The following is a 26,089-nucleotide window of genomic DNA, read 5'->3' on the forward strand; positions in this document are numbered from 1 at the left end:
CGAGTGGCAGGTGCACTACAACTCCAACCGCACCGGCGTGCGGCTCGTCGGCCCCAAGCCCGAGTGGGCGCGGCGCGACGGGGGCGAGGCGGGGCTGCACCCGTCGAACATTCACGACAATCCCTACGCCATCGGCGCGGTCGACTTCACCGGCGACATGCCGATCATCCTCGGCCCCGACGGGCCTTCATTGGGCGGTTTCGTGTGCCCCTTCACGGTAATCGCGGAAGACCGCTGGAAGATCGGGCAACTCTCGCCCGACGACCGCGTGCGTTTCGTTCCGGTGTCGATCGAAGACACCGCCGCCCCCCGGCCCATCGCTGACCTCTCGCCGATCCTCGCCGAGCTTCCCGCCACCGGCACCCGCCCGCGCACCACCTACCGCCAGCAGGGGGACCGCAACATTCTCGTTGAATATGGCGAGATCGTGCTCGATATCGAGCTGCGCATCCGCGTCCATGCGCTGATGCAGGCGCTGGAGGCGATGCGGCTTCCCGGCTTGATCGACATCACCCCCGGCATCCGCTCGCTGCAATTGCACTTCGATGGCGAGCGGCTCGATCAGGCAGGCGCGCTCGCCGCGCTGATGACCGCCGAGGAGGCGATGGGCGATCTCGCCGACTTCGAGGCCCCCTCGCGCATCGTCCACCTGCCCTTGAGCTGGCGCGATCCGGCGACGCAGGAGACCATCGACAAATACATCGCCGCCGTGCGCGACGATGCGCCTTGGTGCCCGGACAACATCGAGTTCATCCGCCGCATCAACGGCTTGCCCGACGCCAAGGCGGTCGAGGGCCTGATCTTCGATGCGAGCTACCTCGTGCTCGGGCTTGGCGACGTCTATCTCGGCGCGCCGGTGGCAACGCCGGTCGATCCGCGCCACCGCCTCGTCACCACCAAGTACAACCCCGCGCGCACCTGGACCCCGCCCAATGTGGTCGGGATCGGCGGGGCTTACATGTGCATCTACGGGATGGAGGGGCCGGGCGGCTACCAGCTGTTCGGGCGCACGGTGCAGGTGTGGAACACCCACCGTCAGACGCAGGATTTCATCGGGGGCAAACCCTGGCTGCTCAGGTTCTTCGACCAGATCCGCTTCTTCCCGGTCAGCGCCGAGGAGCTCGCCGAGTGGCGGCGCGATTTTCCTCATGGGCGGCGCTCGCTCAGGATCGAGGAGACCACCTTTCGCCTCGCCGATTATCGCGCCTTCCTGCACGATAACGCCGAGAGCATTGCCGCTTTCGAAACCACGCGCCAGGCCGCCTTCGATGCCGAGCGCGCCGCGTGGCAAGCGAGCGGGGAGTTCGACCGGGTCAGCGCGCTGCTCGGCGCGGATGGCGGCGCGGGCGATGCGGCGGCCATCGAGGTGCCCGAGGGCGCGGACCTTATCGAGGCGCCCTTCGGCGGGAGCGTTTGGAAACTGCTCGTCAGCCCCGGCGACAGCGTCGCCGAGGGCGAGGTGATCGCGGTGATCGAGGCAATGAAGATGGAATGCCCCTTCGAGGCTCCGGCGAGCGGCACGGTCGAGGCGGTCTATATCGCCGAGAGCCAGTCGGTGCACCCCGGCGCGCCGATGCTGGCCCTGAGGAGGGCGTCATGAGCGCCTTCACCCGCCTCAGTGCCGGCACAATCGCGCAGGGCGTGGGCAGCGGCGCGACCACCGCGCTCGCGGTGATGGAGGAGACCCTCGCGCGCCTCGCCGCCTATGACGCGCACCAGCCGCAGCTGTGGATTGCCCGCGCCGACCCGGCCGCCCTGCGCGCCGCGGCCTGCGCCATCGACGCGCGCGTGGCGGCGGGCGAGCGCCTGCCGCTGGCGGGCGTGCCCTATGCGGCGAAGGACAATATCGACGTGGCGGGTCTCGAGACCACCGCCGCCTGCCCGGCCTTCGCCTACCAGCCGGAGCGTTCGGCGACGGTGATCGAGCGGCTGGAAGCGGCGGGCGCGATCTGCGTGGGCAAGACCAACCTCGACCAGTTCGCGACCGGCCTTGTCGGTACGCGCAGCCCCTATGGCATCCCGAGGAACGCCTATAACCGCGACTATGTCAGCGGCGGTTCGTCCTCCGGCAGCGCCGTGGCGGTGGCGGCGGGGCTGGTGGCCTTTGCGCTCGGGACCGATACCGCCGGATCGGGGCGGGTCCCGGCGGCGTTCAACCACCTCGTGGGCTTGAAGCCCAGCAAGGGCCGATGGAGCACGCGCGGGCTGGTGCCCGCCTGCCGTAGCCTCGATTGCATCACGGTGTTCACCGATGCGCCCGGCGATGCGGCGCTGGTCGATACCATGCTCGCGGGCTTCGACGGCGAGGACGCCTTCTCGCGCCCGCTCGCCGATGTGCCGCTCACAGGCGCGCGCCGCATCGGCGTGCCGCGCAAGGACCAGCGCCAGTTTTTCGGCGATGTCGAGGCGGAGTATCTCTACGACCGCGCACTGGCGGCGCTGGCGCGCGGATATACGCTGGTCGAGATCGACATCGAACCGCTGCGCGAGGCGGCGCGGCTGCTCTATGAAGGTCCCTGGGTGGCCGAGCGCACCGCTGCGGTCGCCGCGCTGCTGGAGCGCAGTCCGCTCGCCATCGACCCCGTGGTGCGCGAGGTGATCGCGCCCGGCAGCACCATGCTGGCGACCGAGCTGTGGAACGGGATCTACCGACTTGCCGAGCTAGCGCGCGGGGCCGAAGCGATGTGGCAAGGGGTGGACGCGCTCGCCTTCCCCACCACCGGCACCACCTACCGGGTGGCCGAGCTGCTCGAGGCGCCGGTCGCGCTCAACAGCAATCTCGGCTTCTACACCAATTTCGTCAATCTGCTGGACATGGCCGCGATTGCCGTACCCGCGGGGGCGAAATCCAACAGCACCGGCTTCGGGATCACCTTCATCGGCCCGGCCCACAGCGACAAGGCCCTTCTCGGCCTCGCGCAGGCCTATCTGGCCCTGGCCGCCTTGCCGCCCCCACCCCCTCTCGACCTTGGAGACCATATGGACACCATCAGGCTTGCCGTCGTCGGCGCCCACCTCGAAGGCATGCCGCTGCACTGGCAGCTGACCAGCCGCAATGCGAGCTTCGTCGGCGCCTTCACCACCGCGCCCACCTACCGGCTCTTTGCGATGGCCGACTCTGTGCCGCCAAAGCCCGCGCTGGTGCACGCCGAGGAGGGCGCAGCCATTGCGCTCGAGGTCTACGAGCTCGACATGGCGAGCTTCGGCAGCTTCGTCGCCGAAGTCCCGCCGCCGCTCGCGATCGGCACGGTGACCCTCGCCGACGGCAGCAGCGTCAAGGGCTTCGTCGCCGAGCCGCGCGCGCTGAAGGGTGCCGAGGACATCACCCACCTCGGCGGCTGGCGCGCCTACATCGCCTCGCGGTGAGATGATGCCGGGGCGGATCACCAACTGGCTGCGGGGGGAAGGCGAGGCAGAGGCCGAGGCGGTCGCGCGCCTTGCCGCCGCCAAGGACGCCGCCGAGGCCGCCAACGAGGCCAAGACCCGCTTCCTTGCCAGCGTCGCCCACGAAATCCGCTCGCCGCTCAATGCGATTTACGGCTATGCCCAGCTGATCGAGCGCGGCGAGGGCAAGGACGCTCTGGGAGCGGCCAAGGTGATCCGCCGCAGCGCCGAGCACCTCGCGCACCTTGTCGAGGGCCTGCTCGACATCGCGCAGGTCGAAGGCGGGGCGATGTCCCTGACGCGCGAGGCGATCCGCTTCCCCGAGTTCCTCGACCAGCTGATGGCGATGCTCGAGCTTCAGGCCCAGGCCAAGGGGCTGGCGCTGGTGCTCGAGCGGCCCGAGCGCCTGCCCGAATTCGTCCACGCCGATCCCAAGCGGCTGCGGCAGGTGATGATCAACCTCCTCGCCAATGCCATCAAGTTCACCGACCACGGGAGCGTGACGCTCAAGGTTGACTACCGCAACCAGCTGGCGACCTTCACCGTGATCGACACCGGCATCGGCATCGCGCCCGAGGATGCGGGCCGCATCTTCGCCCCCTTCGAGCGGGTCGGCGGCCCTGCGGGCGAGCGTCCCGGCGTCGGTCTCGGCCTCGCGATCACGCAGGCGCTGGTGCATATCATGGGCGGCGAGATCCGGCTCGAGAGCGCGCCGGGTGAAGGATCGCGCTTCATGGTCCGGCTGATGCTGTCCGAGCCGCTCACCCCGCCGTCCGAACCTGCGCCGCAGGCGGGCGCGGTGACGGGCTATCTCGGGCGCGAGCGCTGGGTGCTGCTGATCGACGACGAGCCGGCGCATCTGGCCGTGGTCTGCGGCCTGCTCGAACCGCTGGGCTTCCAGGTGCGCAGCGCGCGCGACGCGGCGAGCGGGCTTGCGCTGGCCGCGCAACTCCAGCCCGACCTCGTGCTGTGCGACGTGGCGCTCGGCAGCGAGAACGGCTGGGAAGTTGCCGCCCAGCTGCGCCGCCGTCATGGCGCGGCTTTGCGGATCGTGATGCTCTCGGGCGAGGCACCAGTGTCCGAGGGCGCGGGGACGGATCATGACGGCTTCATCATGAAGCCCTTCGCCTTCGACACCCTGATCGACATGATCGAGAGCCAGCTCGGGATCGAGTGGGTGCGCGCCGCGGGCGCGCCGCGCGCTGCCCCGCCGGAACTGGCGGGGGCAGCCGCGCTCCCGCGCATCATCGCGCCCCTCGCCGCCGCGCATTGCGCCGAGATCGAGCGGCTGGTGCGGATCGGCCATGTCCGCGCGATCGAGGCCGAGATCGACCGGATCGCCGCGCTCGCCCCCGAGGCCGTGCCGCTTGCGGAAAGGATGCGCGCAAGCCTCGACAGCTTCGACTTGAAAGCCTTGGCCAATCTCGCCAGATCGGTGCGCGCCGATGCCGCATAGGGACACGATCCTCGTCGTTGACGACAACCCGGAATCGCTCCGGTTCCTGGTCGACACCCTCGATGCCGAGGGCATGACCGTGCTGATCGCGCGCAGCGGCGAGGCGACGCTCGAACTGCTGGGCGAGGTGCAGCCCGATCTCGTTCTGATGGACGCGGTGATGCCCGGCCTGAGCGGGATCGAGACCACCCGCGCGATCAAGCGCTCGGCCAAGACTGCGCATATCCCGGTTATCTTCCTCACGGGCCTCAACGATCCCGAACATGTCGTCGCCGCGCTCGGTACGGGCGGGGTGGACTATGTGCGGAAGCCGATCGTCGTCGAGGAGCTGCTGGCGCGCATCCGCGTGCACCTAGCCAATGCCCGCGGCGCGCACCGCTCGCGCCTTGCGCTCGGGCTTGCCGGGCGCAGCCTTGCTGCGGTGGGGGAGGGCGGGACGCTCGCCTGGTCGACACCGCAGGCCGACAGCCTGTTCCTCGCCATCGATCCGGCCTGGACGTCCGAGAGCGCGCAGCTCCCCGAACCCTTGCGCCAATCCGTCGCGGCGCTCGTCGGGAGCGATCAGGCGCATCCTGCCCCCAGCACCCGCGCCACTGTGCGCGGCATGGAGATCGAGATCGTCCTGCTCGAAAGCGACCAGCCGGGCGAGGTGCTCCTGAAGCTCACTGAAGTGCGCGAGGACGGCAAGATCGCCGCGCTCCAGAAGCAGGCGGGCCTCACCCGCCGCGAGGCCGAAGTGCTGCTGTGGGTGAGCTATGGCAAAACAAACAAGACCATCAGCGAGATCCTTGGTATAAGCCCGCGCACGGTCAACAAGCACCTCGAACAGGTGTTCCGCAAACTGGGGGTGGAAACCCGTGCGGCGGCGACAGCAATTGCTGTCAGACTAATGTCTGACTGACCGGTCGAGACGTTCTGAATCAGGTACTTGCTACGGGTTCGCATAGGTCTACGTCATTTGCCCACTTCCTCGCGCGCGCGAGGTTGCCATGGCTGGCAGGGCAAGAATGCGCAAATTCTCATGCAGGGGTGCGTCATGGCCGGAGTTCAGGTGGGCAAGCGGATCATCGGGGCCGATGCGCCCGTGACCGTCGGCTGGGAGAATATCGGCAAGGTCGAAGGCGGGCCCGTAAAGCAGTTCGTCTTCACCTACTTCCAGCCCTTCATGCTCTTTGCGGCAATCGCCTTCTGGTACTACGCCCCCAACTGGCTCGCCGTAGCCTCGACCGCGATCGCGATCCGGCTGGGCTGGACGGTGCTGCTGCTGGTGCTCGAATGGGTCAACCCGCGCTACCAGAGCTGGCAGCTGACCTGGAAGGAATTCGCAACCGACGTGTTCTACGTCGCGCTCGGCATGACCTTCCTGCGGATGGTCGATGCCTATATCGGCGACGGCGCGATCGTCGAAGCGGTGCAGGGCGCCTTCGACTGGAAGAAGTTCGACTGGTTCACCGGCCTGCCGCTGCTGCTGCAGGCGGTGATCATCTCGATGATCTTCGACTTCGGGCAGTACTGGATGCACCGCGCGATGCACAACTGGCACCCGCTGTGGCTGACCCATGCGCCGCACCACTACATCACCCAGTTGAACGTGCAGAAGGGAGCGGTCGGCAATCCGGTCGAGCTGTTCCTGATCGGCCTCGGGATCGGTGGGTTCTTCGACTTCCTCCCCCGCGCCTTCCTGCTGGCGGGCGCGATCGGGATGACCGTCAGCGTCTACCAGCACATCAACGTGCGCTTCAACACGCCCGCCTGGTGGCGCTTCATCTTCAACACCGTGGAGCATCACTCGGTCCATCACTCGCAGGACTACGAAGCGACGCGCAGCAACTACTCGGGCACCTGGATCATCTGGGACCGCATCTTCGGCACCTGCGTCGACGGCGAGGCCGAAGTGCTGGGCATGGAAGGCGGGCGGCGGATGGACATCGGCGAGACGATGGTCTTCCCCTTCCGCGAGGGCTGGCGTGACGGCAAGGCGTGGTTTGCCAGGCGTTTCGGCGGCGGTAACGGCGGCGTGATGCAGCCCGCGCTGGAACCGGCCGAGTGAGCGGGGCCGCGGGAACGCTCGCGACGCCGCACCGCGCCATGCCCGTGCTCAGCCTGCCGCTGATCGACCACATCTGGCGCGTGCGCGGCGCAGTGCCCATTGACCCCGCCATGTCGCCTGCCGAGGCCTTCGCGCGGATCGATCCGCTGCTGCGCACCCCCGGCACGGCGATGTCCGAAGAAGGCGGCGTGCTGACCTATACCAAGCGCAACCCCCAAGCGCAGGACAAGCTGGCGACCTTCACCCGCGGCCGGATGTGGATCGAGCAGGCGGGCGCGGGCGCGGTGCTGCGCTTCGACCTTTTCAGCCACGCGCTACTTCTGTGCTTCCTCGCCCCGCTGCTGTTCCTCGGCTTTGCGCAGATGGCGGTCGCCATCAACGCCTGGGAAGCCTCCGGCGCCGAGACAGGCGCGAAGGCGGAGAAGAACGAAGAGAAACCCAAGGAAGCCAAGAAGCTCCACCCCGTCGACGAATTCCTCGGGGCGCCCGCGCCCGAAGACCCGAGCAAGAAGAAGAAGGACGAGAAGAAGAAGGACGAAGGCCGTCATTCCCCGACCGAGGGCTATGTGCTCGCGGGCATCTTCGCGGCGATCTATCTCGCCGGACGCTGGCTCGAACCCTTCCTCGTGCGCCGCCGCCTGCGCGCCGCGCTCGCAGGCCCGCCGCCCGCTGCCTAGGACAGCCGCGCGAAGTTGGCGACGCCGGGGGCGCTGGCGCGCTGCGGCAATGCGGGTGCCCGTGCAGGGCGCTCCGGTGAAAGATCCGACAGTGCATCCGTGACCGCCGCGATGGCCCGGGCTTCCAGCGAATAGAACACCATCTTGGCATCCTTGCGGGTCACCACCAGTCCCGCCTTGCGCAGCACGCCCAATTGCTGCGAGAGCGCCGGCTGCCCGATGCCGGTCGCCTGCTCGATCTCGCCGACGTTGCGCTCAGCCCCTGCCAGCGCGGCGAGGATCCGCCAGCGCAGGGGGTGGGCAAGCGCCTTCAGTGCCTCGACGAGGGCCGCTTCCGCGATCATGCGGCCGGCCCCGTCTCGCGCAGGAACCACGCGGTCGCCTCCTCGGCATCGAACACCGCGTCGAGATCGTGGCCGGGCTGTTCGAGCAGCGGATCGCCCGGCTGCCAGTTGGCCGGCGCCAGCGCGCCCTCAGCGTCGACCGCCTGCAGCCCGTCGAGGATGCGCAGCATCTCGGGGATCGAGCGGCCGAGGTTCGCCGGATAGCAGGTCATCGCCCGGATCACGCCGTGGGGGTCGATGAAGAAGGTCGAACGCACCGCCCCGCTGTCACGGTCGGCGGCGCAGACCATGCCGAAGGCGCGGGCGATTACCAGCGTCGGGTCCTCGATGATCGGGAAGCGCACTTCCACGCCGAAGCGGTCGCGGATCATGCGCAACCAGGCGAAGTGGGCGAAGAGGCTGTCGACCGAGAGCGCCATCAGGTCGCAGCCCCGCTTGGCAAAGGCGTCTGCCTCGCGGGCGAGGGCGACAAACTCTGTGGTGCATACCGGCGTGAAGTCCGCCGGGTGCGAGAACAGCAAGAGCCAGCGCCCGCGGTGGTCGGAGAGCCGGACGTGGCCGACGGTGCTGCGCGCCTCGAAGTCGGGGGCGGCATCGCCGATGCGTAGGGGTGCGGCGGGTTGGTCCATACGGCGAAGCATAGACCTTGACCGGAAGCATTGCAACACATATACACGATTTATGAAAGTGATTGGAGAAACCGTCATGAGCAGCCCCGATCGCGTGCTCGAACAAGCCATCGCCCAGGCAAGCGCCGCCGCTGCCGATCCGCGCTTGCGCCCCGAAATCGCCAGCTTTTTCGACCCTGCGACCTTCACCGTCACCTACGTCGTCCACGATCCTGCGACCCGCGAGGCGGCGATCATCGACTCGGTGCTCGACTTCGATCCGGCTTCGGGCCGCACCGCGACCACCTCCGCCGATGCGGTGATCGCCCATGTCACTTCGCAAAATCTGAAAGTGACATGGCTGCTCGAGACCCATGCCCATGCCGACCACTTTTCGGCCGCGCCCTATCTTCAGGAGCGGCTCGGCGGGAAAATCGCCATCGGCGCAGAGATAACGCGGGTGCAGGCGGTGTTCGGCAAGCTGTTCAATGCCGGCACCGAATTCGCGCGCGACGGATCGCAGTTCGATGTGCTGTTCCATGACGGCGACAGCTTCACCATCGGCTCGCTGCCGGTCACAGTGATGCATGTCCCCGGCCACACCCCCGCCTGCATCGCCTATCTGGTGGGCGACGCGGCGTTTGTGGGCGACACCATGTTCATGCCCGACTACGGCACCGCGCGCGCCGATTTCCCGGGCGGCGACGCGCGCACCCTGTTCCGCTCGTTGCGCCGCATCCTCGCGCTCCCGCCTGCGACGCGGCTGTTCATGTGCCACGACTACCTGCCCGAGGGCCGCAGCGACTATGTGTGGGAGAGCACCGTCGCCGCCGAGCGGGCGGGCAATGTCCACGCGCACGATGGTATCGCCGAGGACGATTTCGTGGCGATGCGCGAGGCGCGCGACGCGACCCTCGCCATGCCGCGCCTGATCCTGCCCTCCGTGCAGGTCAACATGCGCGCCGGCCACCTGCCGCCGCCGGAGGACAACGGCGTCACCTACCTCAAGCTGCCGGTGAACGCGGTATGACGCGCTTCGAAGGTCTTTTGGCCGGCTTTCCCGATGCCGCGCCGGTGGAGGGGCTGGTCGGCGGCGTGCTGATCGGGCTTTCGGCGGCGCTGATGCTGCTGGGCGCGGGGCGGATCGCGGGGGTCTCCGGGATTGCGGCGCGCGCCTTTGGCCTTGCGGAGAGTTCGCTGCCGCGCAGCGCGGCATGGGCTTTCGTCCTCGGCCTTCCCCTGGGCGCGCTGCTGGTCACCCGCCTCACCGCGTCAGAGGCGCCCGCCTTTGCCGGACCGGCAACACTGATCGTCGCCGGGCTCATCGTCGGCTTCGGCACGCGCCTCGGCAGCGGCTGCACCAGCGGGCACGGGGTGTGCGGCATGAGCCGCCTCTCGCAGCGCTCGCTGGTGGCGGTCGCGACCTTCATGGCGACCGGCTTTGCGACCGTCGCGGCGATGAACGCCTTCGGCCTCGAGGTGCTGCCATGATCCGCGCGCTGATCCTGCCGCTCGTCTCGGGCACGATCTTCGGCGCGGGGCTTACCATCGGCGGCATGACCGATCCGGCGCGGGTGCGGGGGTTCCTCGACCTGTTCGGCAACTGGGACCCGACGCTCGCCTTCGTGATGGGCGGGGCGGTGGCGGTGATGGCGCTCGCCTGGGCGATCCAGCGCCGGATGCAGCGCCCCGCCTTTGCCGCGACCTTTTCCCTCCCCGACGCGCGCGACATCACCCCGCGCCTCGTCGGCGGATCGGCGCTGTTCGGCATCGGCTGGGGCATTGCGGGCCTGTGCCCCGGCCCGGGCTTCGCCGCGCTCGCCATCGACCCCGTGCCTGCCGCGATCTTCGTCGCCGCGATGCTGGCGGGCATGCGAGTTGCGCGCCTCGCCGAAGGGCGGGGCGGCGCATGATCGACACCCTGCACCTGACGCTGGGCGCCTTGTCGGGCGTGCTGGTCGGCTTCACGCTCGGCCTGGTCGGAGGGGGCGGGTCGATCCTCGCCGTGCCGCTGATGGTCTATCTGGTGGGAGTCACGAACCCCCACGTCGCGATCGGCACCAGCGCGCTCGCGGTCGCCGCCAATGCCGCGATCGGGCTCGTCCAGCACGCCCGCGCGGGCGATGTGCGCTGGCCTTGCGGGACGGTCTACGCGACCTTCGGCGTGATCGGCGCGCTCGCCGGTTCAAGTCTCGGCAAGAGCGTCGATGGCGAGAAACTGCTCGTCCTGTTCGCGCTGCTGATGCTGGTGGTGGGCGCGCTGATGCTGCGCAGCCGCAAGGCGCAAGGCGACCCCGGCGTCAGGCTGGGCCGCGAAAATGCCCCGAAGCTGATTGCCTATGGCCTCGGCACCGGGGCCTTCAGCGGGTTCTTCGGCATCGGCGGGGGCTTCCTGATCGTCCCCGGCCTGATCGCCTCGACCGACATGATGATGGTGAACGCGGTAGGCACCAGCCTTGTCGCGGTGACCGCGTTCGGGCTGGCGACGGCGGGCAATTATGCTGCCTCGGGCCTTGTCGACTGGAGCCTCGCCGGCGTGTTCATCGCCGGCGGCACGGCGGGCGGCCTCGTCGGCACGCGCGCCTCGCATCGCCTTGCCGCGGGCGGCCAGCTCAAGACGATCTTCGCGCTGCTGATATTCGCAGTCGCGGCCTACATGCTCTTCAAGAGTGGACAGGCGCTGTGGGGATAGCCCCTCTGCGTTCGCGCCTGCACCGCGGGGCTCCCCTCAATTCGTCCGACCCAATTCGCGCAAGGTGCAACCCTTTCCCCGTCCAACCGTATACCTCATGCAGCGATTGCAATTGATCGCCGAGGCCATGGGATTAACTGCCGATCATGCTCGAGAACCTTGACGCCCTGCTCCTCGCGCGGATCCAGTTCGCCTTCACGGTGAGCTTCCATTTCTTCTTCCCGGCCTTCTCGATCGGGCTGGCGAGTTACCTCATGGTGCTCGAGGGGCTGTGGCTGAAGACCGGCAAGTCGGTCTATCTCGACCTGTTCAAATACTGGCTCAAGATCTTCGCGATCGCCTTTGCGATGGGCGTCGTCTCGGGGATCGTGATGTCCTACCAGTTCGGCACCAACTGGTCGGTGTTCTCGGACAAGGCGGGCCCCGTCATCGGCCCGCTGATGGCCTACGAGGTGCTGACCGCCTTCTTCCTCGAGGCGGGCTTCCTTGGCGTGATGCTGTTCGGGATGAACAAGGTCGGCAAGAAGCTGCACTTCTTCGCCACCTTCATGGTGGCGCTGGGCACCTTCGTTTCGGCCTTCTGGATCCTCAGCGTCAACAGCTGGATGCAGACGCCGACGGGCTATCTGATCGGCGAGAACGGCCAGTATCTCCCGGGCGAGAGCTGGGCGGCGATCATCTTCAATCCGTCCTTCCCCTATCGCCTGGTCCACACCGTGATGGCCGCCTACCTCACCACCGCCTTCGTGGTCGGGGCCGTGGGCGCATGGCACCTGCTCAAGGACCGCGCCAACCCGCACGCCCGCACAATGTTCTCGATGGCGATGTGGATGGCCGCGATCGTCACGCCCGCGCAGATTTTCGCTGGCGACATGCACGGATTGAACACCCTCGAACACCAGCCCGCCAAGGTGATGGCGATGGAGGGGCACTACCAGAGCCACCCCGATGGCGCGCCGCTGATCCTGTTCGGCATCCCCGACAGCGAGACGCGGACGGTGCGCTATGCGATCGAGATTCCCAAGATGTCGTCGCTGATCCTCAAGCACGATCTCGACGCCCCGCTCGCCGGGCTGGACACCATTCCGGATGACCGCGAGCCGCCGGTCGGCGTTGTGTTCTGGAGCTTCCGTATCATGGTCGGCATCGGCTTTGCGATGCTCGGCATTGGCCTGTGGAGCCTGTGGGGCCGGGCGCGGCGGCGGCTCTACGACATGCCCTGGCTGCACCGCGCTGCCGTGCTGATGGGGCCCTCCGGCTTTGCCGCGGTGCTCGCCGGATGGATCACCACCGAAGTCGGCCGCCAGCCTTTCGTGATCTACGGCCTGCTGCGCACCGCCGACGCCGCCAGCCCGCTTGATGCGCCCGCCGTCGCTGCCTCGCTGCTGGCCTTCATCATCGTCTATTTCACCGTCTTCAGCATCGGCGTGTGGTATATCCTCAAGCTCATGGGCAAGGCCCCGCAGCCGGGCGAATACGGGGTCAAGCGCGGCGATGTCGGCCCGATCCGCACCGCGGGCATCACCCCGGGGCCGACGCAGAACCCGGGCGGCGAGGAGACCCTGCCGACCGAGGCCCCCGCCGACAGGGAGCCGGTGTGATGGACCTCACCGTCGTCTGGGCCTTCATCATCGCCTTTGCGGTCTTCGCCTATGTGGTGATGGACGGCTTCGACCTCGGCATCGGCATCCTCTTCCCGACCTTCGCACCGGGGCGCGAGCGTGACCGGGCGATGAACTCGATCGCGCCGGTGTGGGACGGGAACGAGACCTGGCTGGTGCTGGGGGGAGGGGGGCTGTTTGCTGCCTTCCCGCTGGCCTATGCGGTGATCCTGCCGGCGACCTACCCGCTGATCATCGCCATGCTATTGGGCCTCGTGTTCCGCGGGGTGGCGTTCGAATACCGCTGGCGTGACCCGGCGCACCAGAAGTTCTGGGACATCGCCTTTTCGGGCGGCAGCTTCGTCGCCGCGCTCGCGCAGGGGATGACTTTGGGCGCGCTGCTGCAGGGGATCGACGTCGTGGACCGCGCCTATGCGGGCAGCTGGTTCGACTGGCTCACGCCCTACACGCTGCTGACCGGCCTCGGCACGGTGGCGGGCTATGCGCTGCTGGGCGCAGCGTGGCTGATCTGGAAGCTCGACGGCGAGGAGCAGGCCCACGCCCGCAAGCTCGCGATCCGCTGGGGCGCGGCGACCATTGTCTTGATGGGGGCGGTGAGCCTCTACAACATCGCACTGAACGCCGACTACGCCGCGCGCTGGCTCTCCGCGCCCGAGATCTACTATGTCGCCCCGGTGCCGATCCTGACCGCAATCGTCGCGATCTCGATGCTGCGGGCGATCCTCAAGGAGCGCAACTCGAAGCCGTTCTGGCTGGGGATTGCCTTGTTCTTCCTCGGGATGAGTGGCCTCGGCGTCACAATCTGGCCCTATGCCGTGCCCGAGAGCGTCACGATCTGGGAGGCCGCAGCGCCCTATCGCAGCCAGGCTTTCATGCTGGTGGGCGTGGCGCTGACGATGCCGCTGATCCTAGCCTACACCGCATGGGCCTATTGGGTGTTCAGGGGCAAGGTCGGGCACGAGGGGTATCACTGATGTCCTCAAGTAGCGCAGCGGTAGGACAACAATAATGCTTGCGCCGTCAGAGAAACCGCCGGAAGGTCCGTTTTGGCAGCGCCTGCTCTGGATGGTCGGCATCTGGGCGGCGAGCGTCGCGGTGCTGGGCGCGGTCGCTTACATCATTCGCCTGTGGATCGCGCCCTGATGGTCAAGGTCTGGTACGACGGCGCCTGCCCGCTCTGCCTGCGCGAGATCGCGCTGATGCGGCGCTTGGACCGGCGCGGGCGTATCGCCTTCATCGATGTCGCCGAGGGCAGCGATCCGTCCTGTCCTGTCGACCGCACCCAGCTCCTCGCGCGCTTCCATGCCGAGGAGGACGGGGTGATCCACGATGGCGCGGCGGCCTTTGCCGCGATGTGGCGCGCGATCCCGCTGCTGCGGCCGCTCGGGCTGGCGGCGAGGCACCCCCGCGTGCTTCGCCTGCTCGAGGCGCTCTACATCCGTTTCCTGTGCCTGCGCCCGCGGCTGCAACGTCTCTTCGCCTGAGAATAGCGCTTGCTCTAGGGCCGAGCTTGAGGCTTTCTCCCTTGCAAACACAAGGGAGAGAACCGCCGCCATGACCTATTTCGGCGCGATGCAGAACGAGATCTACAACGCAGGCCTCAGGGGCATCCTGCCCACCTACCCGGTCGATTTCGCCACGCTCGAAAAACGCGCGCACGAGGCGCTGGGGCCGATACTCACCAATTATGTCGCGGGCGGCTGCGGGGACGAGCATACGCAGGACCAGAACGCCGCCGCGTTCCACCACTGGGGCATGGTGCCGCGCATGATGGTCGATTGCTCGACGCGCGATCTTTCGATCGAGCTGTTCGGCCACCGCTACCCGACGCCCCTGTTCATGGCTCCCATCGGGTTGAACGGCGAGGCCTCGCAGGACCGCCACGGCGACATGGCCGCCGCGCGCGCTTCGGCGCTGACGGGAGTGCCATTCTGCGCCTCGACCCTCGCAAACGATCCGCTCGAAGATGTGAAGGCCGCCTGCGGGGATACCCCTGCGTGGTTCCAGCTCTACACCCCCAAGAACCGCGAGCTGGCGGAAAGCCTGATCCGCCGCGCCGAGGAGGCGGGCTACAAGGCGCTGGTGGTGACGCTCGACACCTGGGTGACGGGCTGGCGGCCGCGTGATCTCAACGCCTCGAACTTCCCGCAGCTGCGCGGCAAGGTGCTGCAGAACTACTTCACCGATCCTGTGTTCCGCTCGCTGCTCGCCAAGTCTCCCGAGGAAGACCCGGCCGCCGCGATCTTCACCTGGGCGGCGACCTTCGGGCAGGTGCTGACCTGGGAGGACATGGCGTGGTTCAAGTCGGTGACCAAGCTCCCCATCGTCCTCAAGGGCATCTGCCACCCTGAGGACGCGCGCCGCGCGGTCGATCACGGGGCGGACGCGGTCTATTGCTCCAACCACGGCGGGCGGCAGGCGAACGGAGGGATCGCCACCATCGACCTGCTTGAAGATGTCGTGAAAGCCTCGGGTGACACCCCTGTCCTGTTCGACAGCGGCGTGCGCTCGGGCACGGACGCGGTCAAGGCGCTGGCGCTGGGCGCGCGCGCGGTGGGGGTGGGGCGGCCCTACACCTATGGCCTTGCGCTCGGCGGGGCGGAGGGCGCGGCGTGGGTGCTGCGCTCTATCCTTGCCGAGGCGGACCTGCTGATGGCGGTCAACGGCTACCCCACGCTCGCCGCCGTGCGCGAGGCCGGAGCGCGTCGCACCGACCGTTAGTGCGGTTTCCGACCATCCTGACCCACCCTGACGGAGCCGAATTGGGCTGCGGACAAGGCGCGAGAAGCGAGCGATGCAGCGCATCGTGAGCGACGAGCAACGTGGCCCTCGGCCCAATTCGGCCCGCCCCTGCGGGGTCGCGCTCTGAAGTCCGCTGGCTTCGTCATGTCACTTGCAGTGGCAACCAGCCCCTGCCGTGCGCCATTCCTGTCCAGCGGACGTCAGAGCGCGAGCAGGGTGGGTCAGGATGGTCGGAAACCGCTCTAAGGCATCTTTTTGCCACACCCCGGGAACAAACCCGAATTGACACGCTTCAGGTTATTGACGCGCGCGTAACGAAATTTGCGCAGGGCGCCGATACGACTCGTTTATCCACAGCTTTGGTGTTAGCTACCGCAACATAAAAACACGCGATTCGGGGACGCGACAGATGGAAAAACCGACTTTCTGGTCGAGCCGGCCAGATCCTATGCGCCGTACGGTCTGCCTTTATGACGAGAGGTCGCGCCAGGCGCGCTATGGCCGCATCCAGCCGATGTATCGTCCCAAGACCCTGCTCCAACGGCTCGCGGGCATCATTCCGCTCGCCTGACACCGTGACCGGGCGGGCGTTCAGCCGCCCGCCTTGGCCAGCATCACCAGCTTGGTGTCGGTGAAGGCAAGGTAGCCTTCCTCGCCCCCTTCCGATCCGAACCCGCTGTCGCCCACCCCGCCGAACGGGGTCTCGGGCGAGGACACGATCAGCTGGTTGATCCCAACCATCCCGGCCCGCAGCGCCCGGCCGAGATAATGCGCCTCGTCCAGATTGCCCGAGAAGGCATAGGCGGCAAGGCCATAGCGCAGGCTGTTGGCGATCCCGACCGCGTCCTCGATCGCATCGAAGGGGACGATCCCCGCGATCGGACCGAAGGGTTCCTCGAGCATGAAGCGGCTGTCGGGCGCGGGGTTGGCGATGACGGTGGGCTGGAAGAAGAAGCCCGTGCTTTCGATCGCGCTGCCCCCGGTAACGACCTCGCCGCGATTGCCGCCGGTATCGGCCACCACCTGCTCCATCGCGGTCACGCGCCGCGCGTGGGCGAGCGGGCCCATGTCGACGCTCTCGTCCGCCCCCGGATTGCCGACCTTGATCTTGCTCGCAGCCGCCACGAAGTCGGCGACGAAGGTGTCGTAGATCTCGCGCGCGACAAGGAACCGGGTCGGCGAGACGCAGACCTGGCCGGCGTTGCGGAACTTGGTCCCGGCGCACATCGCCGCCGCGCGGGTGACGTCGGCGTGCTTGCTGACGATCACCGGCGCATGGCCGCCGAGCTCGGGCGCGAAGCGCTTCATATGGGTCGCCGCGAGCGCGCCCAATTGCTTGCCGACCGCGGTCGATCCGGTGAAGCTTACCTTGCGGGTGACGGGCGAGGCGACGAGACGCTCGGCAATCGGGCCGGGGTCACCGTGGACGAGGTTCAGCACGCCCGCAGGCACGCCCGCATCGATGAAGCATTCCACCAGCAGCTGCGCGCTCGCCGGCGTGTTCTCGGCCGGCTTGAGGATCGCGGTGCACCCGGCCGCGAGCGCGCCCGCGATCTTCTTGGCGGGCAGGTTCACCGGGAAGTTCCACGGGGTCAGCAGCACCGCCGGGCCGATGGGTTCATGCGTCACCATCTGCGCGATCAGCTGGGTGCCGCGGGTGGGGATCAGGCGTCCGCCGCGGCGCTTGGCTTCTTCGCCGAGGAAATCGATGACGTCGGCCGAGCCGGTGATCTCGCCCAGCGCCTGCGCGCGCGGCTTGCCCATTTCGGCGGTGACGACCTTGGCGATTGCAGGCGCGCGCGCGCGCATCAGGTCGGCGGCGCGGCGCAGGATCGCGTGGCGCTCGGCCCCCGAGGTCGCGCTCCACGCGGGGAAGGCATCGCCCGCGGCCTTCAATGCCGCGTCGAGCTGGGCCGGGCCCGCCTTGGGGCACTGCGCGATCTCCGCGCCCGTCGCCGGATTGATCACCGCCATGGTCCCGGCATCGCCCGTATCGACCCACTCGCCGTTGATGAGGAACTTGAGGGTCGGGTAGTCGGTCATCGGTGTTTCCTTTGGTCGGGGGCGGGGCCTAGGTGGGGTCTGCCAGGCGCGGGACAAGCCCCTAGACAGCCACCACGTGCTGCTCGATCGCGCCGAAGATCGAGTGGTTGGACGCGTCGCGCATTTCGATCCGCACCGTGTCGCCCGCCTGCATGAAGGGGGTCGAGGGCTGGCCGTCGCGGATGGTCTCGATCATGCGGATTTCGGCGATGCAGGAATAGCCCGCGCCGCCCTCGGCCACCGGCGTGCCCGGCCCGCCGTCCGCGCCCTTGTTCGAGACCGTGCCGGTGCCGATGATCGTGCCGGCGGCAAGGTTGCGGGTCTTGGCCGCGTGCGCCACCAGCTGCGCAAGGTTGAAGGTCGCATCCACCCCGGCATTGGCGCGGCCGAAGGGCTGGCCGTTCAGGTCCACCATCAGCGGCAGGTGGATCAGGCTGTTCTCCCAGGCCGCGCCCAGCTCGTCGGGCGTCACCGCGACGGGCGAGAAGGCGCTGGCGGGCTTGGACTGGAAGAAGCCGAAGCCCTTCTCCAGCTCGGCGGGGATCAGCCCGCGCAGGGAAACGTCGTTGACCAGCATCAGCAGCCGGATGTGGGAGGCGGCCTCCTCGACCGAACAGCCCATCGGCACATCGCCGGTTATGCAGGCGATCTCGCCCTCCATGTCGCAGCCCCAGGCGGGGTCGCCCAGCGGGATGTCCTGCCGCGGGCGCAGGAAGGAGTCCGAGCCGCCCTGGTACATCAGCGGGTCCGAGTAGAAGCTCTCGGGCACCTTGGCGCCGCGCGCCTGCCGGACGAGCTCTACGTGGTTGATATAGGCGCTGCCATCGGCCCACTGATAGGCGCGCGGCAGGGGGGAGTGGGCCTGCCGCTCGTGGAAGCGCTCGCACGGCACGGTCTCGTGCTCGACATCGCGGGCGAGCACCTCCAATTCGGGCGCGACCCGCTCCCAGTTGTCGAGCGCGGCCTGCATGGTCGGCGCGATGTAGCCGGCGGCGCAGCAGCGCGTGAGGTCCTTGCTGACCACCACCAGCATGCCGTCGCGCGTGCCGTTGTCGAGCGTTGCGAGTTTCATGTGTTTGTCCTCCCGAGACGTGTTTTTATTGCGCGTCGATTTGCCTGTCAGGGTGCGCCGCCGCGAAGGCGGGGAGCGCAAGGCAGGCGGCCTCGATGCGGGTGAGGTGGGGGCTGACCGAAAGGTCGTAATCGAACCGCCGCGCGTTCGCGAGTTGCGGCACAAGCACGATCTCGAACAACCCCGGCGCGTCGCCGTGAAGGAAATCGCCGGTGCCCAGCTGTGCCAGCCGCGCCTCGACCGGATCGAGCGTGCGCTTCAGCCAGGTGCGATACCAGACGTCGATCTCGTCCTGCGTGTGGCCGAGCGGGTCCTTCAAGTACTTGAGCACCGGCAGGTTGTTGACCGCATGGATCTCGGTCGCGATGGCATAGGTTAGCTCGCGCACGGTGTAGCGCGCCTCAATGTCCTTGGGCAGGAAGGGGGCTTGCGGGTAGGCCTCGTCGAGCCACTCCAGCAACGCCATCGACTGCGCCCGGTCGCGCCCGTCCGCTTCCAGCATGGGCAGCGAGCCGAAGGGATTGCGTGCGGTGAAGGCGGCGTCCTTGTTCGCCCCGGTGCGCAGATCGACGGGGATGTTTGCGAAGGCGAGGCCCTTGAGGTTCAGGGCGATGCGCAGGCGGTAGGAGGTCGACGAGCGGAAGTAGCCGTAGAGTTTCATCGTGCTCATGGCGCTTGCATCGCAGGGTTCAGGCGGGGGGGCAAGGGTGGGCGTAACCTGTCATTCTCCCGCCCGGAGCTCTGCCTTGGGCGGTGGGTGTTTCGCTTCTGCCCGGCCCCCCTTTTACGCAGGAGTCACGATCCGGCTCACCGTGTCGAGCAGCTTGGCCGGCGGGCAGGGCTTTGCCAGCGTTGTCGCCTTGGGAAAGCGCATCGCCAGGACGCGGGTGTCCTCGGGATCGGAATGCAGGATCACCGGCACGTTATCGTCCAGCAGCTTTTGCGCCAGTTCGAGGCTCAGCCCGTCGGCCAGCTCGATATCGAGCAGCGCGACATCGGGCTTTTCCTTCTGGCAGGCGAGCATCGCCGAGGAAATCCCGGCATGCGGCCCTTCGACCTCGTAGCCCGCTTCCTCGAAGGTATCGCACAGATCGAAGGCGGTTATGAACTCGTCTTCGGCCACCAAGATTCGCAAAGCCATCGGTCTTCTCCCGTGTTGACGAATCCCAGACGGGGGTTGTAACACGGTTTGGACGTCAACCTTCGGGGAATCTCATCCGTTGTTGCCGAATCTTGCGGTGAAGCCGGTTTCGTCGCCCGCCGCGAGCAATTTGGCCTGCTCCACCCACTGGTCGCGCACGATGCGACCCGCAAAGCGGCCGAGCTTGGCGTCGATGCGTTCGATCTCTTGCGGCGTCCATGCGGCGATCTGGGCAAAGGTGGTGACACCGAATTCGCCGAGCAGCGCGGCGAGCTTGGGGCCGAGGCCCTTGATGCGGGTGAGGTCGTCGGCCGGACCCGCGGCTGCGGGGGTGGGAGCGGGCTCGGGCGCGGGGCCGGCCTCCGCGTCGGTGCCGAGCGGGGCGAGGCCGGTGACCTGGGCATTGGCCATCGCCGACAGCTCGCCCTGGATGATCTCGATCCCGCGCGGCGCGTCGATCAGCGCCTGGTTGCGTGCGGCGGGCGCGGCGCCTTCCTCAAGCACGTCGCGGAAGATGCCCGGCGCACCGTCCTCGTCGGTCACCCGCGCGCGGCGGCCGGTGCGGCTGATGATCCACACCAGCACCGCAAGGGCGACCAGCGCGATGACGATCAACGGGAGGTAGGCGGTCAGATCGGCGGACATGGGGGCTTGGGTCTCCGGCAAGAATCGCTAATAGGTCGGGGCTTTAGCAGCCTCGGGCGGCTTCGCCCATGCACGAGGTTAGGGCAGGTCGGTCGCCGGATCGGGGACAACCTGCTTTCGGAACAGCACCTTGTCCGCCTCGTCAAAGCCGCGCCGCCAGATCACCAGGGCATAGGTTGCGAGGATCGCGGGAACGCCGAAGACGAGCTCGGTCCATTCGGGGAGCCAGGTGAAGGCATAGCCCACGATCACTGCGGGCGCCGCGGCATGGACCAGCGCCCAGCGCCAGTTGCTGACCGGGGCGTCCAGCAGGCGCCCCAGCAGCAGTGCCTTGACGAGGCTCGAGACTGCCAGCGACACCATCAGCGCACCCGCCGCGCCCGCCGCCTCGTAGCCCTTGCCGAGCGCGAAGCGGTCCGCCGCCTCGATCAGCGCGATCGTCAGCCCCGCCTGCAGGGCGATGATGCCGACCGAGATCGCCAGATTGCGCTTCCTTGCGATGTAGACCAGCACGCTTTCCGAGACGACCGCCATCGAGGCGGCGACCTCGGCGGCGAGCAGAAAGGCAAGCGCGGCGGTTCCGGCGACATAGTCCGGCCCCCACAGGCCCATCACCGCCTCGCCCGGCACCCCCAGCACCAGCGCCACCCCCAGCTGCACCGCAATGATCCAGAACCCCACCTGCCGCACCTGCGCGGCGATGGCGTCCATGTTGCCGATCCTGAGGTTCCTGGTGATGACCGGCGAAAGGATCGGCTCGAAGCTCGTCTTGAACTTCTGCGGAAGCGACGCGATCTGCTGCGCGGCGTAGTAGATTCCCACCGCCTGCGGGGGCGCGAAGAGGCCGAGGATGAAGATGTCGAGCAGCCGCGTGCCGCGCTCGATCGCGTCGGCCCCCACCAGCGGAAAGGCGCGCGCGGCCATTGCGGCCATCGCGCGCGGGTGCGGCTTCCAGTCGCGCGGCAGGCCGTAGCTCTTCAGGAACGGCCACAAGGCGGTCAGCAGCCCGGCATAGATCGAGGCGATGAAGGCGAGCGCAAGCCCGCTCTCGCGCGTGGCGGGAAAGAGGAAGAACAGCCCCGCGCCGATCGAGATCGTCCACGGTTCGATCACCGCGCGTGCGCGCACCGTGGTGGCGATATCGAAGCGGTAGGCTTGCGCCGCGAGCAGGATCTCGGTGACGGCGAAGGCGGGGATGGTCGCGACCAGCCAGATGTCCCAGCGGCTGTTCATCCCGTTGGGGAACATCGGTTCGGGGAAGACCAGCAACACGCCCGCCGCCACCGCCGAATAGGCAAGCGCCAGCAGCAGGCCGTCATAGACGAGGTTGGTCTCCGCCTCCCGGTCCTCGCCCGCGCCTTCGGACAGGCGCTGCGCGAGGCCGCGTTTCTCGCCCAGCGTGCAGACCAGCGCGATGATCTCGATCAGCACCAGCGCCGAGGCGAAGCGCCCCAGCGCCTCGGCCCCGTAGAGGCGCGTGGCGATGACGAGGAAGGGGATGCGCGCGATCAGGCGGATCACGAAGCCCAGCGTATTGGTTCGCCCGCCCTTGGCGAGCTGGGCGAGATCGTCGGCGTCATGCGCGCTGTGATCGGCCTGGGGCGGAGCGGCGGGCGAGGTCACGCGCGCGCGTCCCGTTCGGCCTTCAGCGGGCGGGCGAGCAGCGTCTGCACCACGTCGGCCGCAGGCGTGCCGGCGAGCAGATCGGCGACCGCCAGCGTGATCGGCATGTCGATGCCCTTCTCGCGCGCAAGGCCAGCCAGCACCGGCGCGGTGTGCGCGCCCTCGGCCACGGTGCGCTTGTCGGCCAGTGCCTCGGCGGCGCTCATCCCCTGGCCGAGCGCGCGGCCGAGCGAGAAATTGCGGCTCGAGGTGGAGGAGCACGTCAGCACCAGATCGCCGAGCCCGCACAGGCCGGCGATGCTGTCGAAGCTGGCACCGTAAACCGCGCCGAAGCGCGCCATTTCGGCAAAGCCGCGCGTGATCAGGGCGGCCCGCGCGTTCTGGCCGAGGCCGAGGCCGTCCACCACGCCGCAGGCGATCGCGAGCACGTTCTTGACCGCGCCCCCGATCTCCGCGCCGATCACGTCGTCGGAGTAATAGGGCCGGAAGGTCGGGCGGGCGAGCGCAGGGGCAAGCCGCTCCCATTGCTCGCGCCCGCCATCGCAAGCGAGGGTGACGGCGGTCGGCAGGCCGGCGGCGACTTCATGCGCGAAGGTCGGGCCGGAGAGGACGGCAATCTCGCTTTCCGGCGCGGCCTCGGCGGCGACGTCGAACATCATCCGCCCGGTGCCCGCCTCGATCCCCTTGGAGCACAGCACGAGATCGCGGGGGTGGGCGGGAAGGCCGGAGAGCACGCGGCCAAGAACCTGCGCGGGGGTGACGACGAGTACGATGTCGAGCCGCGCGAGGTCGGCCAGCTCGCCGGTCGCGCGGATCGTCGGCGCGAGGGTGGCCGAGGGCAGGTAGAGCGGGTTGCGATGCTCGGCATTGATCGCCTGCACCACCTCCGGCTCGTAGGCCCACAGCACCACATCGCGCCCGTCGCTCGCGAGCATCTGGGCGAGGGCGGTGCCCCATGCGCCTGCGCCGATGACGCCGATGGTCTGCTTGTCGCTCATGCCTTATACCCCGCGCCGCGCACCGCCTCGGCCGCCCGATCGAGCGGCCAGCGCGGGCGGGCGACGAAATCGAGCGGATCGCCGGCGAAGTCCTCGCCTTCCTGCGCGAGGCGTTCGAGCCCCGCCCAGGCGATCATCGCGGCATTGTCGGTGCACAGCGCGAGCGGAGGGGCGGTGAAGCGCATCCCATGCTTGGCCGCCAGCGCTTCGAGCGCGCCGCGCACAGTCCTGTTGGCCGCGACCCCGCCCGCGACGACCAGCGCGGGGAAGGGGCCCGCAGTCTCGAGCGCGCGTTCGAGCCGGTCGATCAGGCATTCCACGGCGGCCTGCTGGAAGCTCGCGGCGATATCGGCAGGCTTGTGCGCGCCGCTCTCGACCGCGCGCAGCACCGCGCTCTTGAGCCCGGCGAAGGAGAAGTGCGGCTCGGGCGAACCCTTGAGCGGGCGCGGCAGCGGCACCGCCTTGGGATCGCCCTCCAGCGCCAGCCGCTCGACCGCAGGCCCGCCGGGATAGCCGAGGCCGAGGATCTTGGCGGTCTTGTCGAAGGCCTCGCCCAGCGCATCGTCGATGGTGGTGGCGAGGCGGCGGTAGCGGCCGACGCCCTCGACGGCGAGGATCTGGCAATGCCCGCCCGAGACCAGCAGCAGCAGATAGGGGAAGGCGAGGCCGGCATCCGCCAGTCGCGGCGAGAGTGCGTGGCCTTCGAGGTGGTTGACCGCCAACAGCGGCTTGTCCGCCGCCATCGCGAGGGCCTTGGCGCTCACCAGCCCGACCATCACCCCGCCGATCAGCCCCGGTCCGGCGGTCGCGGCGATGGCATCGACGTCGTCCAGCGCCACGCCCGCATCACCCATCACCTTCGCCAGCATCGGCGCAAGCCGCTCGGCATGGGCGCGCGCGGCGATCTCGGGCACGACGCCGCCATAGGGGGCGTGCTCGGCCTCCTGGCTGGCGATCGCCTGCGCGATGATCGTCCCGTCGCCGCGCACCAGTGCGACCGCGGTCTCGTCGCAACTCGACTCGATCCCCAATACCAGCGCCGTGTCCAAGGTGTGTGCTGCTGAACCCATCCGGCTTCCATCTAGTCCTTGTGCGGGCTAGAGCAAGCGCGGCCATGACTGAACCTGAACGCACCCCGCCGCGCCTCCGCCTCGGCACCCGCAATTCCCCGCTCGCGATGGCGCAGGCTTTCGAGACCCGCGCGCGCCTGTGCGCCGCCCACGGCTGGGCGGAAGACGAGGTCGAACTCGTCCCCGTGCTGGCGAGCGGCGACAAGGTGCTCGACCGGCCCCTCGCCGAGATCGGGGGCAAGGCGCTGTGGACCAAGGAGCTCGACCAGTGGCTGGGCGAGGGGCGGATCGACCTCTCGGTCCACTCGGCCAAGGATGTCGAGACGATCCGGCCCGATGCCTTCCACTTCCCCGCCTTCCTGCCGCGCGCCGACCGGCGGGATTGCCTGGTGGGCGCCACCAGCATCGCCGCCATCCCCCAAGGCGCGACCGTCGGCACCAGCGCCCCGCGCCGGGCGGCGCAGCTCCTGAACCTCAGGCCCGACTGCAAGGTCGTGACCTTCCGCGGCAACGTCGCCACCCGCCTGCGCAAGCTCGCCGAGGGGGAGGCCGACGTGACCTTCCTCGCGGCGGCGGGCCTCGAACGCCTCGACCAGTCCGAGGTCGGCACGCCGCTCGGGCCCGACGAGTGGATCCCCGCCGCGGCCCAAGGCGTCATCGCCATCGAATGCCGCGCCGATGACGCCGCCACCACCGCGCTCCTTGCCGCGATCGACCACGCCCCGACCCGCGCCGAGCTGGAGGCCGAGCGCGCTCTCCTCGCGGAGCTGGGCGGCACCTGTCATTCCCCGGTCGCGGTGCTGTGCGAGCTGGAGAGGGGCATCCTCACCATGCGCGCCGCGCTGTTCTCGCCCGACGGGGCCGAGCGGATCGAGGGCACCGCCACCTTCACCCCCGCAGACCGTACGGCCGTGGAGCTGCTCGCCGCCGACCTTCTCGCCCGCGCACCCGAGAGCATCGCGGCGCATTTCAGGGCGGCGGTTTGACCTTCCACCTCCTTGCGCTGCGTCCCGAGCCGGGGCTGGCCGCGACGCTGGAGCGAGCCCGCGCTCTCGGCCTCACCATCACCGGCCAGCCGCTCTCCGCGATCCGCCCGCTGGCGTGGGACTGCCCCGACCCCGCCGGCATCGACGGGCTGCTGATCGGCAGCGCCAACGCCATCCTCCACGGCGGCCCGCACCTCGCCCGCCTCACCGCCAAGCCCGTCTTCGCGGTGGGCGAGGCAACCGCCGCCGCCGCGCGCGCCGCCGGCTTCACCGTCGCCCTGACGGGCAGCGGGGGCCTGCAAGGCGTGCTCGATGCCATCGCCGCCCCCTGCCACCTGCTGCGCATCGCGGGCGAGGAGCACGTCCCGCTCATGCCGCCCCCGGGCGTCACCTTTGCCGAAGTGATCGCCTATCGCAGCGAGAGCCTGGCGCTCGATCCTGCCGCGCCGCTGCTGGCATCGGGCCAAGCACTGGTGCTGCTCCACTCCGCCGCCACTGCCGCGCATTTCGCCGCCGAGGTGGGACGCCTCGGCCTCGACCGCGCCCGCATCACCCTCGCAGCGCTCGGCCCGCGGATCGCGGCGGCGGCCGGCGAGGGATGGCCCGCGATCCTCACCGCTGAGCGCCCTGATGAGAGCACGTTCCTGCAATTGGCATTTGACTTGTGCCAAGAGGCGCGCTCCATTCCATCATCCCCGCAACGGCAGCCGTAACCGCGCGCGCCGGAACCAAGACAGGGTCGCAAGAACGGATCGCCATGGCATCGCCGCCAGAACCATCGTTTGACCAAGTGCCGCGCCGGTCCGGTTCGATGCGCGGCGCCTTGCTCGCTGCGTGCCTTGCCTTCCTTCTGGGTGGCGCGCTCGCGGGCTGGGCGGTGTGGTACAACCTCGGCCCCGCCGCCGCGCATCGAACCGGACCGGCGCGGCACTTGGT

At 68.8% G+C, this 26,089-nt stretch carries 28 protein-coding genes; 18 read left to right on the forward strand and 10 right to left on the reverse strand.

The features are described 5' to 3' along the window. The 6 genes from AX708_RS08125 to AX708_RS08150 all read left to right on the forward strand — a co-directional run. Positions 1 to 1,600 (forward strand): carboxyltransferase domain-containing protein (locus AX708_RS08125; protein WP_156454553.1); only part of this gene is annotated, 1,600 nt, incomplete at its 5' end. Then, complete coding sequence (atzF, locus tag AX708_RS08130; protein ID WP_066532927.1) at positions 1,597 to 3,366, forward strand: allophanate hydrolase; 1,770 nt, start codon at positions 1,597 to 1,599, stop codon at positions 3,364 to 3,366. The genes AX708_RS08125 and atzF, both read left to right, overlap by 4 nt. A gap of 1 nt (position 3,367) precedes the next feature. Then, positions 3,368 to 4,840: an ATP-binding protein gene (locus AX708_RS08135; RefSeq protein ID WP_082745724.1), complete on the forward strand. Its 1,473-nt coding sequence runs from the start codon at positions 3,368 to 3,370 to the stop codon at positions 4,838 to 4,840. Continuing rightward, entirely contained in the window at positions 4,830 to 5,741 is a 912-nt protein-coding gene (locus tag AX708_RS08140) for a DNA-binding response regulator (protein ID WP_066532924.1), read from the forward strand. Before AX708_RS08135 ends, AX708_RS08140 begins: the two co-directional genes overlap by 11 nt. Before the next feature lie 135 nt (positions 5,742 to 5,876). Continuing rightward, entirely contained in the window at positions 5,877 to 6,890 is a 1,014-nt protein-coding gene (locus tag AX708_RS08145) for a sterol desaturase family protein (protein ID WP_066532921.1), read from the forward strand. Continuing rightward, a complete protein-coding gene (locus AX708_RS08150; RefSeq protein WP_067489912.1) occupies positions 6,887 to 7,567 on the forward strand; it encodes a hypothetical protein in 681 nt (226 codons plus the stop codon). The genes AX708_RS08145 and AX708_RS08150 overlap by 4 nt, the downstream gene beginning before the upstream one ends. Here AX708_RS08150 and AX708_RS08155 read toward each other — a convergent pair. Further along, positions 7,564 to 7,911 (reverse strand): helix-turn-helix transcriptional regulator, encoded by a 348-nt coding sequence (locus AX708_RS08155; RefSeq protein WP_066532916.1) that lies wholly within the window; start codon positions 7,909 to 7,911, stop codon positions 7,564 to 7,566. The two genes, AX708_RS08150 and AX708_RS08155, sit on opposite strands and share 4 nt — an antisense overlap. After that, on the reverse strand, positions 7,908 to 8,540 hold the full coding sequence (locus tag AX708_RS08160) for a peroxiredoxin (RefSeq protein WP_233999628.1): 633 nt from the start codon (positions 8,538 to 8,540) through the stop codon (positions 7,908 to 7,910). The genes AX708_RS08155 and AX708_RS08160 overlap by 4 nt, the downstream gene beginning before the upstream one ends. 76 nt (positions 8,541 to 8,616) lie before the next feature. Here AX708_RS08160 and AX708_RS08165 point away from each other — a divergent pair, with 76 nt between their 5' ends. The 10 genes from AX708_RS08165 to AX708_RS21265 all read left to right on the forward strand — a co-directional run bounded on the left by AX708_RS08165 (position 8,617) and on the right by AX708_RS21265 (position 16,146). Next, positions 8,617 to 9,549, forward strand: a complete 933-nt coding sequence (locus tag AX708_RS08165) for an MBL fold metallo-hydrolase (RefSeq protein ID WP_066532985.1) — start codon at positions 8,617 to 8,619, stop codon at positions 9,547 to 9,549. Further along, complete coding sequence (locus AX708_RS08170; protein ID WP_066532913.1) at positions 9,546 to 10,010, forward strand: YeeE/YedE family protein; 465 nt, start codon at positions 9,546 to 9,548, stop codon at positions 10,008 to 10,010. Before AX708_RS08165 ends, AX708_RS08170 begins: the two co-directional genes overlap by 4 nt. After that, positions 10,007 to 10,432 carry a DUF6691 family protein gene (locus AX708_RS08175; RefSeq protein ID WP_066532910.1) on the forward strand — a complete coding sequence of 142 codons (426 nt, stop codon included), beginning with the start codon at positions 10,007 to 10,009 and terminating at the stop codon, positions 10,430 to 10,432. Before AX708_RS08170 ends, AX708_RS08175 begins: the two co-directional genes overlap by 4 nt. Next, complete coding sequence (locus AX708_RS08180) at positions 10,429 to 11,211, forward strand: sulfite exporter TauE/SafE family protein (protein ID WP_066532907.1); 783 nt, start codon at positions 10,429 to 10,431, stop codon at positions 11,209 to 11,211. The genes AX708_RS08175 and AX708_RS08180 overlap by 4 nt, the downstream gene beginning before the upstream one ends. Before the next feature lie 146 nt (positions 11,212 to 11,357). After that, on the forward strand, positions 11,358 to 12,812 hold the full coding sequence (locus tag AX708_RS08185) for a cytochrome ubiquinol oxidase subunit I (RefSeq protein ID WP_066532905.1): 1,455 nt from the start codon (positions 11,358 to 11,360) through the stop codon (positions 12,810 to 12,812). After that, the gene (gene cydB, locus AX708_RS08190) at positions 12,812 to 13,807 is read left to right on the forward strand and encodes a cytochrome d ubiquinol oxidase subunit II (protein WP_066532903.1); all 996 of its coding nucleotides are present in this window, start codon (positions 12,812 to 12,814) and stop codon (positions 13,805 to 13,807) included. Before AX708_RS08185 ends, cydB begins: the two co-directional genes overlap by 1 nt. A gap of 34 nt (positions 13,808 to 13,841) precedes the next feature. Next, a complete protein-coding gene (locus tag AX708_RS19875; protein WP_082745723.1) occupies positions 13,842 to 13,976 on the forward strand; it encodes a DUF2474 domain-containing protein in 135 nt (44 codons plus the stop codon). After that, entirely contained in the window at positions 13,976 to 14,317 is a 342-nt protein-coding gene (locus AX708_RS08195) for a DUF393 domain-containing protein (RefSeq protein WP_066532901.1), read from the forward strand. The genes AX708_RS19875 and AX708_RS08195 overlap by 1 nt, the downstream gene beginning before the upstream one ends. Before the next feature lie 70 nt (positions 14,318 to 14,387). Then, positions 14,388 to 15,554, forward strand: a complete 1,167-nt coding sequence (locus AX708_RS08200) for an alpha-hydroxy-acid oxidizing protein (RefSeq protein ID WP_066532900.1) — start codon at positions 14,388 to 14,390, stop codon at positions 15,552 to 15,554. A gap of 469 nt (positions 15,555 to 16,023) precedes the next feature. After that, a complete protein-coding gene (locus tag AX708_RS21265) occupies positions 16,024 to 16,146 on the forward strand; it encodes a hypothetical protein (protein WP_255357985.1) in 123 nt (40 codons plus the stop codon). A 20-nt stretch (positions 16,147 to 16,166) separates the two neighbouring features. Here AX708_RS21265 and AX708_RS08205 read toward each other — a convergent pair whose 3' ends face one another. The 8 genes from AX708_RS08205 to tsaD all read right to left on the reverse strand — a co-directional run bounded on the left by AX708_RS08205 (position 16,167) and on the right by tsaD (position 24,167). Beyond that, the gene (locus tag AX708_RS08205; RefSeq protein ID WP_066532899.1) at positions 16,167 to 17,618 is read right to left on the reverse strand and encodes an NAD-dependent succinate-semialdehyde dehydrogenase; all 1,452 of its coding nucleotides are present in this window, start codon (positions 17,616 to 17,618) and stop codon (positions 16,167 to 16,169) included. Between the two features lie 61 nt (positions 17,619 to 17,679). Continuing rightward, positions 17,680 to 18,690, reverse strand: a complete 1,011-nt coding sequence (locus tag AX708_RS08210; protein ID WP_066532898.1) for a fumarylacetoacetate hydrolase family protein — start codon at positions 18,688 to 18,690, stop codon at positions 17,680 to 17,682. Between the two features lie 25 nt (positions 18,691 to 18,715). Beyond that, positions 18,716 to 19,351: a maleylacetoacetate isomerase gene (maiA, locus tag AX708_RS08215; protein ID WP_066532983.1), complete on the reverse strand. Its 636-nt coding sequence runs from the start codon at positions 19,349 to 19,351 to the stop codon at positions 18,716 to 18,718. Between the two features lie 123 nt (positions 19,352 to 19,474). Further along, entirely contained in the window at positions 19,475 to 19,831 is a 357-nt protein-coding gene (locus AX708_RS08220; protein WP_066532896.1) for a response regulator, read from the reverse strand. Positions 19,832 to 19,903: 72 nt separating this feature from the next. Further along, positions 19,904 to 20,476: a hypothetical protein gene (locus AX708_RS08225; protein ID WP_066532894.1), complete on the reverse strand. Its 573-nt coding sequence runs from the start codon at positions 20,474 to 20,476 to the stop codon at positions 19,904 to 19,906. A 78-nt stretch (positions 20,477 to 20,554) separates the two neighbouring features. After that, positions 20,555 to 22,099, reverse strand: a complete 1,545-nt coding sequence (locus tag AX708_RS08230; RefSeq protein ID WP_066532892.1) for a lipopolysaccharide biosynthesis protein — start codon at positions 22,097 to 22,099, stop codon at positions 20,555 to 20,557. Further along, positions 22,096 to 23,097 carry an NAD(P)H-dependent glycerol-3-phosphate dehydrogenase gene (locus AX708_RS08235; protein WP_066532891.1) on the reverse strand — a complete coding sequence of 334 codons (1,002 nt, stop codon included), beginning with the start codon at positions 23,095 to 23,097 and terminating at the stop codon, positions 22,096 to 22,098. The genes AX708_RS08230 and AX708_RS08235 overlap by 4 nt, the downstream gene beginning before the upstream one ends. After that, positions 23,094 to 24,167: a tRNA (adenosine(37)-N6)-threonylcarbamoyltransferase complex transferase subunit TsaD gene (tsaD, locus tag AX708_RS08240; protein WP_066532889.1), complete on the reverse strand. Its 1,074-nt coding sequence runs from the start codon at positions 24,165 to 24,167 to the stop codon at positions 23,094 to 23,096. Before tsaD ends, AX708_RS08235 begins: the two co-directional genes overlap by 4 nt. Positions 24,168 to 24,211: 44 nt before the next feature. Between tsaD and hemC the strand changes: the two genes are divergently transcribed. Together hemC and AX708_RS08250 are read left to right on the forward strand one after the other, a co-directional pair. Beyond that, on the forward strand, positions 24,212 to 25,153 hold the full coding sequence (gene hemC, locus AX708_RS08245) for a hydroxymethylbilane synthase (protein WP_082745722.1): 942 nt from the start codon (positions 24,212 to 24,214) through the stop codon (positions 25,151 to 25,153). After that, the gene (locus tag AX708_RS08250) at positions 25,150 to 25,866 is read left to right on the forward strand and encodes a uroporphyrinogen-III synthase (protein WP_066532888.1); all 717 of its coding nucleotides are present in this window, start codon (positions 25,150 to 25,152) and stop codon (positions 25,864 to 25,866) included. The genes hemC and AX708_RS08250 overlap by 4 nt, the downstream gene beginning before the upstream one ends. The last annotated feature ends 223 nt before the right edge of the window (positions 25,867 to 26,089 follow it).

This window comes from Erythrobacter sp. CCH5-A1, assembly GCF_001557115.1.
In the GTDB taxonomy this organism is placed as follows: Bacteria; Pseudomonadota; Alphaproteobacteria; order Sphingomonadales; family Sphingomonadaceae; genus Erythrobacter.